The sequence below is a fragment of the Brachybacterium sacelli genome (assembly GCF_017876545.1).
GTDB lineage: Bacteria > Actinomycetota > Actinomycetes > Actinomycetales > Dermabacteraceae > Brachybacterium > Brachybacterium sacelli.
Map to the genome: position 1 here is coordinate 2,335,449 of NZ_JAGIOD010000001.1, position 11,542 is coordinate 2,346,990.

General features: G+C 71.3%; 10 protein-coding genes. 8 read left to right on the forward strand and 2 right to left on the reverse strand.

The genetic code is table 11. The features are described 5' to 3' along the window. Nucleotides 1-147: 147 nt before the first annotated feature. From JOF43_RS10510 to JOF43_RS10535, 6 genes are all read left to right on the forward strand, one after another. Nucleotides 148-1,164, forward strand: a complete 1,017-nt coding sequence (locus JOF43_RS10510) for a bifunctional riboflavin kinase/FAD synthetase (protein ID WP_209901815.1) — start codon at nt 148-150, stop codon at nt 1,162-1,164. Nucleotides 1,165-1,323: 159 nt separating this feature from the next. Then, nucleotides 1,324-1,593 carry a 30S ribosomal protein S15 gene (gene rpsO / locus JOF43_RS10515; RefSeq protein ID WP_209901817.1) on the forward strand — a complete coding sequence of 90 codons (270 nt, stop codon included), beginning with the start codon at nt 1,324-1,326 and terminating at the stop codon, nt 1,591-1,593. A 211-nt stretch (nt 1,594-1,804) separates the two neighbouring features. Beyond that, nucleotides 1,805-4,060, forward strand: a complete 2,256-nt coding sequence (locus tag JOF43_RS10520; RefSeq protein ID WP_209903258.1) for a polyribonucleotide nucleotidyltransferase — start codon at nt 1,805-1,807, stop codon at nt 4,058-4,060. Nucleotides 4,061-4,196: 136 nt separating this feature from the next. Continuing rightward, the gene (locus JOF43_RS10525; protein ID WP_209901819.1) at nt 4,197-5,531 is read left to right on the forward strand and encodes a M16 family metallopeptidase; all 1,335 of its coding nucleotides are present in this window, start codon (nt 4,197-4,199) and stop codon (nt 5,529-5,531) included. A 43-nt stretch (nt 5,532-5,574) separates the two neighbouring features. After that, nucleotides 5,575-6,342: a 4-hydroxy-tetrahydrodipicolinate reductase gene (gene dapB, locus JOF43_RS10530; protein WP_209901821.1), complete on the forward strand. Its 768-nt coding sequence runs from the start codon at nt 5,575-5,577 to the stop codon at nt 6,340-6,342. Between the two features lie 14 nt (nt 6,343-6,356). Continuing rightward, the gene (locus JOF43_RS10535; RefSeq protein WP_209901823.1) at nt 6,357-6,758 is read left to right on the forward strand and encodes a hypothetical protein; all 402 of its coding nucleotides are present in this window, start codon (nt 6,357-6,359) and stop codon (nt 6,756-6,758) included. A gap of 15 nt (nt 6,759-6,773) precedes the next feature. On the opposite strand, the gene JOF43_RS10540 is transcribed toward JOF43_RS10535, so the two are convergent. Together JOF43_RS10540 and JOF43_RS10545 are read right to left on the reverse strand one after the other, a co-directional pair. Beyond that, a complete protein-coding gene (locus JOF43_RS10540) occupies nt 6,774-7,088 on the reverse strand; it encodes an AzlD domain-containing protein (RefSeq protein WP_209901824.1) in 315 nt (104 codons plus the stop codon). Continuing rightward, nucleotides 7,085-7,810: an AzlC family ABC transporter permease gene (locus JOF43_RS10545; RefSeq protein ID WP_209901826.1), complete on the reverse strand. Its 726-nt coding sequence runs from the start codon at nt 7,808-7,810 to the stop codon at nt 7,085-7,087. The genes JOF43_RS10540 and JOF43_RS10545 overlap by 4 nt, the downstream gene beginning before the upstream one ends. A 75-nt stretch (nt 7,811-7,885) precedes the next feature. Between JOF43_RS10545 and JOF43_RS10550 the strand changes: the two genes are divergently transcribed. Next, on the forward strand, nt 7,886-8,614 hold the full coding sequence (locus tag JOF43_RS10550) for an HAD-IA family hydrolase (protein WP_209901828.1): 729 nt from the start codon (nt 7,886-7,888) through the stop codon (nt 8,612-8,614). Between the two features lie 128 nt (nt 8,615-8,742). Next, nucleotides 8,743-11,499 (forward strand): asparagine synthase (glutamine-hydrolyzing), encoded by a 2,757-nt coding sequence (gene asnB / locus JOF43_RS10555; protein WP_209901830.1) that lies wholly within the window; start codon nt 8,743-8,745, stop codon nt 11,497-11,499. The last annotated feature ends 43 nt before the right edge of the window (nt 11,500-11,542 follow it).

The window sequence follows — 11,542 nt, forward strand, 5'->3', positions numbered from 1 at the left end:
GCCGGTCCCGCGGGCACGGCGCCCGCGGGCGGGCGTTACAGTGTGTGCCGGTGTCACGCGATATTCGGGCACCGATGCGCGTGCTCGACCGGCGCGTCGCCCGTGGGTGCGAGAGCGCACCCGGCCCTGGAAGGACATGACCGCGCCGTGACCCGCACCCCCATCTGGCACTCCGTCCAGGACGTGCCCGCCGACCTCGGGGCGACGGCCGTGTCGATCGGCAACTACGACGGGATCCACCGCGGCCACCGCTTCGTCCTCGATCAGCTGCTGCGCCACGCCGAAGCCCGTTCGCTCACCCCGGTCGCCCTCACCTTCTGGCCGCATCCGCGTCATGTGATGCGCGGTGTCGCCGAACCCCCGCTGATCACCGGGCACGCGGACCGCGACCGCCTCCTGCTGCTCGCCGGGGTCGGGGGAGTGCTCGACCTCGAGTACACCCTGGAGTTCGCCCAGCACGCGCCCGAGGACTTCGTGCGGATCTTCCTCGTCGAGGGACTCGGTGCGCGGTGCGTGGTCCTCGGGGAGGACGCCCTGTTCGGGCGGGGCAACTCGGGAGACATCGAGACCATGCGCGAGCTCGGCCGGCGGTACGGCTTCGAGGTCGTGACCGTCGCCGACCTCGGCCCGGAGGGGGAGGGCAGCGGTCGCATCTCCTCCTCGGCGATCCGCGCCGAGCTCCTGGCCGGGGACGTCGAGAGCGCGGCGGAGGGCCTGGGCCGCCTCCACACCGTGACCGACACCGTCCGCCACGGGTACCAGCGCGGCCGCGAGCTCGGCTTCCCGACCGCGAACCTGGGACCGACGCCAGACGGCCTGATCCCCGCCGACGGCGTCTACGCCGGCCACCTCACCGTCATCGCGCAGGATCCCGCCCATGCCGGGACCCCGCCGCTGACCGGGGCGCCCGCGACCATTTCCATCGGGACGAACCCGACCTTCGAGGTCGACGGCACGCCGCGGCGGACCGTCGAGGCCTACGTCCACGGCGCCCATGACCTCGATCTCTACGGTGATCGGGTCCGGCTCGAGTTCGTGGCCTTCCAGCGCCCCACCCTCACCTTCGAATCGGTCGACGCCCTGGTCGAGGAGATGCGGCACGACGTCGAGGTGACCCGCCGCACTCTCGGGACGGTGCACTCCCGTCCCGCCATGACCGACTGATATCCTGCGCAGGCCGTGAAAATCGGCCGCGGAGAGTTCGTCCGCCCCTATCTGCCGCATCCGTCGAGGACGTGCGTGCTCAGCAGGCCGGGGTGACGCTCGTCCAGAGAGCCCGGGACAGCAGGTCCCGGTGCGCCGCGCAACGACCTCAGGAGAGCCATGGCCTTCGACACCGCCACCAAGCAGGAGATCATCAAGGAGTACGCGACCGCCGAGGGCGACACCGGTTCGCCCGAGGTCCAGGCCGCGCTCCTGACCCACCGCATCAAGTACCTGACCGAGCACCTGAAGACCCACAAGCACGACCATCACACGCGTCGTGGTCTGATGCTGCTGGTCGGTCAGCGCAAGCGTCTTCTGAAGTACCTGCAGAGCAACGACATCGAGCGGTACCGTTCGCTGATCCAGCGCCTCGGCATCCGCCGCTGACACCATCCGCCGCTCGCCCTCCGGGCGGGCGGCGGCTGCGTCTGCCCGCCCTCCGGCGGGCGATTCGACCCCCGTCCCCGACCAGGTTCGGTCCTCGGCAGTGACCTGCGGTCCGGCAACCGGGAGCTCCCGGTTCCCCGGCGCACCGCGCGTGACTGGCGAAGGCCGCACCGGCAGGGGCACCCCCTGACGAAGGAGATCACCCATGGCCATGGAAGGCCCTGACATCACCGCGACGACCGCGGTCATCGACAACGGCTCGTTCGGCCGCCGCGAGGTCCGCTTCGAGACTGGGCGTCTCGCCCAGCAGGCCGCCGGCGCCGTCGCCGTCTACCTCGACGACGACACCATGCTGCTGTCGGCCACCGCCGTCTCGAACCGTCCCAAGGACCAGTTCGACTTCTTCCCGCTGACCATCGACGTCGAGGAGCGGATGTACGCCGCGGGCCGCATCCCCGGCTCGTTCTTCCGGCGTGAGGGTCGCCCCGGCACCGACGCGATCCTCGCCGCCCGACTCACCGACCGCCCGCTGCGCCCGGCCTTCGTCAAGGGTCTGCGCAACGAGGTCCAGGTCGTGCTGACTGTCCTGGCCAACGGCCCGGACGACGCCTACGATGTCGTCGGCATCAACGGCGCCTCCGCCTCCACCCAGATCTCCGGCCTGCCCTTCTCGGGGCCGATCGGCGCCGTGCGCATCGCGCTCGTGCCGACCGCCCAGGGCGGTCAGTGGGTCGCGTTCCCGACCTTCAGCCAGCTCGACGAGGCCGTGTTCTCCATGGTCGTCGCCGGCCGCATCGTCGATGACGCGGAGGGCAACCAGGACGTCGCGATCATGATGGTCGAGGCCGAGGCCACCGACAACTCCTGGAACCTCGTCAAGGAGCAGGGCGCGATCGCCCCCACCGAGGAGATCGTCGCCGAGGGCCTCGAGGCCGCGAAGGTGTTCATCCGCAGCCTGTGCGTGGCACAGCAGGAGCTGGCCACTGCCGCCGCCAAGCCGGTCCGCGAGTTCCCGCTGTTCCTGGACCACCAGGAGGACGCCTACGAGGTCGTCTCCGCCGCCGCCACCGACCGGCTCGCCGAGGTCATGTCGATCGCCGCGAAGACGGAGCGCGAGGAGCGCACCGAGACGCTGCTGGCCGAGGTCACCGAGGAGCTCGCCGGCCCGGACAAGCAGCTCGAGGGTCGCGCGAAGGAGGTCAGCGGAGCGTTCCGCGCGCTGACCAAGCAGGTCGTGCGTCGCAAGGTGCTCACGGACGGTGTCCGCATCGACGGCCGCGGCCTGCGCGACATCCGTGCGCTCTCCGCCGAGGTCGAGGTGCTCCCGCGAGTGCACGGCTCGGCCCTGTTCCAGCGTGGCGAGACCCAGATCATGGGCGTCACCACACTGAACATGCTCAAGATGGAGCAGCAGATCGACGCACTGTCGCCGGTCAAGCACAAGCGCTACGTCCACCACTACAACTTCCCGCCCTACTCCACCGGTGAGACCGGCCGCGTCGGCTCCCCGAAGCGTCGCGAGGTCGGCCACGGCATGCTCGCCGAGCGGGCCCTGGTGCCGGTGCTGCCCAGCCGCGAGGAGTTCCCCTACGCGATCCGTCAGGTCTCCGAGGCCCTCGGGTCCAACGGCTCCACCTCGATGGGCTCCGTGTGCGCCTCGACCCTGGCGCTGCTCAACGCCGGGGTGCCGCTGCGCGCGCCGGTCGCGGGCATCGCCATGGGCCTGATCTCCGACCAGGTCGACGGTGAGACCCGTTATGCGGCGCTCACCGACATCCTCGGTGCCGAGGACGCCTTCGGCGACATGGACTTCAAGGTCGCCGGTACCAGCGAGTTCATCACCGCGATCCAGCTGGACACCAAGCTCGACGGCATCCCCGCCTCCGTGCTGGGCAGCGCCCTGTCGCAGGCCAAGGAGGCTCGCCTGGCGATCCTCGGTGTGCTGCACGAGGCGATCGACGCGCCCGACGAGATGAGCCCGCACGCCCCGCGCGTGCTCGCGGTCACCGTCCCCGTCGACAAGATCGGCGCGGTCATCGGCCCCAAGGGCCAGATGATCAACCAGATCCAGGACGACACGGGCGCCGACATCACCATCGAGGACGACGGGACCGTGTACATCGGCGCGACCGACGGCCCCTCGGCCGAGGCCGCACGCTCTGCGGTCAACGCCATCGCCAACCCGATGGTCCCCGAGGTCGGCGAGCGCTACCTCGGCACCGTGGTGCGCGTGGTCGACTTCGGCGCCTTCGTCTCCCTCACCCCGGGCAAGGACGGCCTGCTCCACGTCACCCAGCTGCGGAAGCTGAACGGCGGCAAGCGGGTCGAGAACGTCGAGGACGTCGCCAAGGTCGGCCAGAAGCTCGAGGTCGAGATCCGCGAGATCGACGCCCGCGGCAAGATCTCGCTGGCCGTGAGCGAGGACGAGGAGACGAGCTCCGAGGAGGGCACCTCCGAGCAGGAGTGAGTCTCGCAGCGGCCTGAGGCCGCTCTCCTCCCAGGACGGGGAGGCGCCGCGCGGTGCCTCCCCGTCCTGCTGCGTGGGTGTCCGCCGGTGACGAACCCCGCGATCACCATCTCCTCCGGCGTGGAACAATCGATCGATGCCTTCCGACCTCGCCTTCGACGACCCCACCTCCGACGTGATGCTCGATGCCGCCTCCGGGGTGCGGCGCAGCGTCCTGCCCGGCGGGGTGCGCCTGCTGACGCAGACCGATCGCAGCGTGCGCAGCGCCTCCCTCGGACTCTGGCTGCCGGTGGGCTCCCGGGACGAGCGCCCCGAGCACGCGGGGTCCACGCACGCCCTCGAGCACCTGCTGTTCAAGGGCACCGGACGTCGCACCGCGATGGACATCGCCACCGCCTTCGACGAGGTCGGCGGTGACTCCAACGCCGTCACCGCCAAGGAGCACACCCTCTACTACGGCCGGGTGCGCTCGGCCGACGTCCCGATGGCGATCGACGTGCTCACCGACATGATCACCGCGAGCCTGCTCACCCCCGAGGCGCTGGAGACCGAGCGCGAGGTGATCCTCGAAGAGCTCGCCATGGCCGAGGACGATCCCACCGACGTCGGCTACGAGACCTTCCTGTCCGACGTGCTGGGCCCCGACACCGCCGTCGGCCGGCCCGTCGGCGGCACCGTCTCGAACGTGAGCTCCCTGGACATCGAGGACGTGCGTGCTCACTACCGGGAGCACTACCGCCCCGACAACCTGGTGGTCACCGCCGTCGGCGACATCGATCACGACGAGCTCGCCGAGCTGTTGGGCGCGGGGCTGCGCCGGGGAGGCTGGTCCCTGGAATCCGGGTCCCTGCCCACCCACCGGCCGAGCGGGGCCGGTGCCGTCGGGCCCGCCCCCACCGTCGGCGCCGACGTCGGCGCGATCGCCCCGCACCGTCTGGTGCGCCCGGCCGAGCAGAACCACATCTACCTCGGCGGCCCCGGGATCAGCGCGGTCAGCGAGGACCGCCACACCCTGTCGGTGCTGATGTCCGTCCTCGGCGGCGGCATGTCCTCGCGCCTGTTCCAGCACATCCGTGAGCAGCGCGGACTGGCCTATTCCGTGTACTCCTTCACCGCCGGGTACCGCGACGTCGGACTGTTCGGCCTCTACGCCGCCTGCCGTCCGGGCCGCACCGGCCAGGTGGTCGACCTGCTCGCCGCCGAGCTCACGCAGATGGGTGCGGACGGCATCGGCGAGGACGAGCTGAGCCGGGCGAAGGGTCAGATCACCGGGACCTTCGCCCTCGGCCTCGAGGACACCAGCAGCCGGATGGGCCGCCTGGGCACGATCGAACTGGTCCACGGCAGATACACGAGCGTCGACGAGACGCTGGCGAAGATCTCCCAGGTCGACGCACCGGCCGTGCGCGACCTGGCCGCCCGTCTCGGTGAGTCCTTCAGCACCCGGGTCGAGATCGGGCCCGACGCCTGAGAGCACCCGCACCCCCTTCGTCCCCGAACCCCAGGAGAACACCATGACCCCCACCGACCCCACCCCGCTGCGCGTCGCCGTGCTCGGCGCCGGAGGCCGCATGGGCTCCGAGGCCTGCCGCGCCGTCGAGGAGGCCGAGGACCTCGAGCTGGTGGCGCGGATCGGCCGCGAGGACCCGCTGGAGAAGATCGCAGAGGCCGATGCGCAGGTCGCCGTCGACCTCACCGTCCCCGCCGTCACCGCCGAGAACGTGCGCTGGCTCGTCGACCACGGCATCCACTGCGTGGTCGGCACGACGGGGTGGACCGAGGAGTCCCTCGAGGCTCTGCGCAGTCAGCTGGCGGGGGTCGGGGGAGTCGGGGTGCTGATCGCCCCGAACTTCGCGATCGGCGCCGTGCTCGCCATGCGTTTCGCCGGGGCGGCCGCCCGCTACTACGACAGCGCCGAAGTGATCGAGATGCACCACCCGGACAAGCTCGACGCCCCCTCCGGCACGGCCCGACACACCGCATCCGCCATCGCCCGCGGCCGGGCCGCCGCCGGGCTCGGCCCCGTGCCCGACGCCACCGCGAAGGATCCGGACGGTGCCCGCGGCGCGGTCGTCGACGGGATCCACGTCCACGCGGTGCGCCAGCGCGGCCTGGTCGCGCACGAGGTGGTCCAGTTCGGCGGGCCCGGGGAGCAGTTCCAGCTCCGCCACGACTCCTTCGACCGCGCGAGCTTCATGCCCGGGGTGCTGCTGGGCGTGCGGGAGGTCGCGGCGCACCCTGGCCTCACCGTGGGCCTGGACGGCTACATGGACCTCGGCTGAGGCCGGGCGGGACGATGCGACAGAAGATCTTCGTCGCCGCGCTGGTGCTGATCAGCGCTGCGTACTGCTGGGGCCTGGGCTGGATCGCCTGGGGCTTCCTGCGCGCCGGCGGCGCCCTGGGATACGGGCTCGCGCTCGGCATCGTGATCCTGCTGGCCCTGACCCTCTGGGTGATCTGGCGGGAGGTGCTCTTCGGCCTGCGCGCCGCGGGGCTCTCGCGCCGGTACTCCCCGCCGGCCCAGGCCGTCGACGGCGACCCGCGCGCCGAGTTCGAGGCCGCCCGGGGAGCGGTCCTGAGCGGCGGCGACCAGGACTGGGCGGCATGGTTCCGCCTCGCCCTCGCCTATGACGCCCTGCGCGACCGCAAGGGGGCGCGGATGGCGACCCGGCACGCGATCGACGCCGACCAGAGCTGACCGGTCCCCGTGGCCTCAGCCCCACCCGAGGGCGCGCAGGCCGGCCGCGACGAGGGCCGCCCCGATCACGACCACCAGGAACGGGGCGCGCAGCGCCAGCAGCACGACGGCCACCCCGAGCGCGGCCAGCCGGGCGTCGAGCACGATCTCGACGCCGCTGGTCGCCGCCTGGGTCGCGACCAGCGCACCCAGCAGGGCGATCGGGAGCATCGTGGTGATCCGGGCGATCCGGGGACGCTCGAGCACATCGGGTGGTGCCTGATAGCCCACCCACTTCTGGGCGAAGGACAGCACGGACGCGGCGATCACCGCGATCCACACGATGCTCATCGGGTCTCCTCCTGCTTCGCTCCGCGCGGGAGCAGGCCGGCCACGACCGCGACCAGCGCCGCAGCCAGCACCGGCAGCCCGGCGGGAAGCGCCGGAGTGGTCACCAGGGCCACGAAGGCCGCCGCCACCGCGATCGCGACCGCGTCGTGGGAGCGCAGGCGCGGCCACAGCAGCGCGAGGAAGGCCGCGGCCGCCGCGGCGTCGAGCCCCCAGGCCGACGGATCCGCGATGTGCTGCCCCGCGACGGCGCCCACCAGGGAGAACACGTTCCAGAAGACGTAGACCCACACCCCGGCGGCCCAGAACCCGGTGCGCCGGGACTCGTCGTCGGTGCCGCTCGCCGCGAGCGCCGCGGACTCGTCGATCGTCAGCTGCACCCGGGCCAGCCCCTTCCAACCCCGTCGGGGGAGGGACGGGGCGAGGATCAGCCCGTAGAGGGTGTTGCGCACCCCCAGCAGGAGGGAGGCGAGCGCCGCGCCGAAGGCGGAGCCGCCCCCGCCCAGCACGCCGATGAAGGCGAACTGGCTGCCGCCGGTGAACATCACCGCCGAGAGGACCATCGCCTGCCAGACGTCGAGTCCCGAGGCCGTGGCGAGGGCTCCGTAGGAGATGCCGTACAGACCCGTCGCGAGCCCGATCGAGAAGCCTGTGCGGCGCAGGGCGCCGAGCCGGTCCGGGGCGTCGCGGACCGGGGGGTCCTGGGGATGCGAAGCGGCCGTCATGATGGTCCATACTGTACGGGTCACCAGGGCGGACACCGAGCCTGTGTCCGCGCTGCGATGTGAGATCGTGGGGCCATGACGGCTCCCGAGGACACCTCCGACGCGCTCTCGTCCACCGATGCGCTCCCGCTGCGCGCCCAGGCCCTCCTGCTGGACATGGACGGCACCCTGATCGACTCCGGTCCCTCGGTCGAGCGTGCCTGGAACACGCTGCTGCACGAGTACGACACCGACCTCGAGTTCGGGCACGCCCAGCACGGCCGGCCGGCCCGTCAGGTGCTCGCCGAGTTGATGCCCGCGCTCAGCGCCGCGGAGCTCGACGACGCGCACGCGCGCATCGAGCGGCTCGAGATCGCCGACGTCGACTCCATCGTGACGCTGCCGGGCACGCAGCGGCTGTTGCGCGAGCTGGATGCCGCGGCCCAGCAGCTGGGCCGCGATACCTGGGCGATCGTCACCTCCTGCACCCGCCCGCTGTTCGCGGCACGCTGGGGGACCACGGGGCTGCCGGAGCCCGCGCAGCTGGTCACCGCCGACCAGGTGGAGCGCGGCAAGCCGGATCCGTCGCCGTACCTGCTCGGGGCCGAGCGACTGGGGGTCCGGCCCATGGCGAGCATCGTCCTCGAGGACTCCGTCGGCGGGCTGCGCTCCGGAGCCGATGCCGGGGCCCGCACCGTCGCCGTGACGAGCACCACGCCCGCCTCGGAGCTGAGCCCGCTGGCGGACGCCCTGGTCACCTCGCTCGATGACCTGGAGATCCTCGTCGACGGTGAGGATCTGCTACTGGTCCGCCGCGGTAGCTGAACGTCACGCCGCGCCTGGGCTCCGCGGGGCGGCGGCGTTGATAAGCTCGGGCGGCCGATCCCGGTGCCGCGCGACCTGTGGCGATGCCCTCGCGGATCGGAGCCGTCCCCCTCGAAAGGACTCGTCCCATGTGCGGAATCTCCGGCAGCTACGGATTCGGCGCCGACTCCGAGGGCATCGCCCGGCGGATGAACAGCGCCCTCGCCCACCGCGGCCCGGACGGCGAAGGACTGTTCGTCGACGGTCAGACGGCCCTGGCGCACCGTCGCCTGTCCATCATCGACGTCGCCGGCGGCGCCCAGCCGATGACCACCGCCGACGGCCGCTACACCATCGTGTACAACGGCGAGACGTACAACTACCTGGAGCTGCGCGCCGAGCTCGAGTCCCTCGGCCACACCTTCCGCACCGCCTCGGACACCGAGGTGCTCCTCGAGGCGCACGCCGAATGGGGCACAGCGGCCTACGACCGCTTCAACGGCATGTTCGCCTTCGCGATCCACGACGCCGAGACCGGGACGGTCACCATCGCCCGCGACCACTTCGGCATCAAGCCGCTCTATTACTGGATCGATCCGAGAACCGAGGCGGCCGCGGCGGGCCGTCCCCAGGTCCTGTTCGGCTCCGAGATACGCGCCCTGCTGGCCGCGCAGCGCTTCGAGGCCGCCCCCGACGACCGCGCGGTCTACCGCTACCTGAAGTTCCGCGTCCAGGACGACGACTCCCAGACCTTCTTCCACGGCGTGCGCCGCCTGATGCCGGGACAGGTCCTCGAGATCAGCGCCGAGGGCACCTCGATCACCCCCTTCACCTCCTTGCAGGAGGAGCTGCGCGAGATCGCGGGGCGCCCCAGCCGCCCCTACGGCCCCGAGGTCGTCACGGAGTACCGCGAGCGCTTCCAGGATGCCGTGCGACTGCGACTGCAGTCCGAGGTGCCCGTGGGCACCTCGCTCTCGGGCGGCCTGGACTCCAGCGCGGTCGCCGCCGTCATCGCCCGCCACCTGCGTGAGCAGCCCCAGGACGAGAGCTTCAGCGCCGTGGGCGCCCGCCAGAACACCTTCTCGGCGGTCTTCCCCAACTCCTCCAACGACGAGGAGCGGTACGTCGACGCGCTGCTGGAGGACTACACCGGTCAGATCACCGCGCACAAGATCCATCCGCAGCCGACCTCGTTCCTCGAGGACGTGCGCGACTTCGTGCGCACTCAGGAGGAGCCGATCATCTCCACCGGTCCGTACGCGCAGTACGCGGTGATGCGCGAGGCCAGTGACCACGTGACCGTGCTCCTGGACGGCCAGGGCGCCGACGAGATGATGGCCGGGTACAACCCGTACTTCTATGTGTACCTGCGCCAGCTGCGCCGTCAGAAGCGGTTCAAGGAGCTCGCCGGCGAGCTCGTCGGCTCCCGCGACATCCTGCGCAAGCTCGCCCGCACGAAATACTCGGGGCGCACCTCGGTGCCGATCGAGGCGCTGCTGAACTCCGGCTTCGTCGCCGAGCACAGCGCCGAGAAGGTCACCAGCGTGCAGGACGACCTCAAGGAGCGCCTGCTCGAGGACACCTTCCGCTCCTCGCTGCCCTCGCTGCTGCGCTACGAGGACAAGAACACGATGCGCTTCAGCATCGAGGGCCGTGTGCCCTTCGTCGACAAGGAGCTGCTGAAGTTCCTGTTCTCCCTCGACGAGTCCGCGATCATCCATGACGGCTGGAACAAGCGGATCCTGCGCGAGTCGATGGACGGGATCCTGCCCGATGCGATCTCCCGGCGTCGCAACAAGATCGGGTTCACCACCCCGGAGGGGGAGTGGTTCCGCACCATCGCCCCGGAGCTGCTGGAGATCTTCACCTCCGAGTCCTTCGCGTCCCGTCCCTACTTCGACGCGCCCAGCGTCATCGCGCTGTTCGAGGACTACATCGCCCATCCCGGCAACCACGGCACGATGATGTTCTGGCGCCTGCTGAACGTCGAGCTGTGGATGCGCACCTTCTTCGACGACACCGAGAGCTCCTCGCGGTCCCTCGGGGACGAGGCCGCTGCCGAGGAGCTGGCCGCCCTCGAGGCCTCGGCCCCGCCGGTCGCCGAGCCGGAGGTCGAGGTGCCCAAGAGCGACTACGACGCCAATGCGGACAAGCAGCTCGACCTGGTCTCGGACTCGGACCGCCACACCTGGCGCCGTCTGCCCCTGCAGACCGAGCTCGTGGCGCGCGAGGACGATCTCGAGACCCTGGTGCGCGAGCGGGTCGAGCGCTTCGCCGCCACCCTGCCCGCGGACGTCGTGCCCACCGGGTCCCCCTGGTACTTCGTGATCAGCGAGAAGATCATCGCGATCACGCAGGGCCGTTCCTGGTTCACTTGGGAGATCCGCCCCCGGCCCGCCGCGAAGATCCTCAGCCGCTTCGTCACCCGCACCCCGGCCGGCATCGGGCTGGGCGATCCCACCACCATGGAGCTGGCGATCCGCGAGGTCGGCCTGCCGCGGGTGGTGGCGGCCTCTGCGGCCGGCGCGGCCGGCAAGGTCATCGGCAAGCGCGGCCTGTTCTACGAGGTCGTGGGCGCGAACGTGCGGGCGATCGACGGACCGACGCCCTACTCGGCGTTCCCGTCGAACGTCTCCGCGAAGCTGCCCCCGAAGGATCCCGACGCGGTGGCCGCCACCCTCTCGGCGGCGATCCGCGGGGCTGACATCCCCGCCGCGCTGCGCGACAGCTTCGTGGGCACCGTCGTCATGGATGCCAACGACATCGGGCGCAACGTGCTGGGCTCGGACGTGTCCACCCCGTACGAGCGGCTCGAGGCGACCTTCGCCGACAACCCCCTCGGTCAGGGCCGCCAGCGCACCCCGCTGGCGATCCTGGTCGATCTCGGCGCCGCGTCACAGCGCTGAGCGCAGCCGGGGCTGGACTAGGCTCCGGGGAGCAGACCTTTTC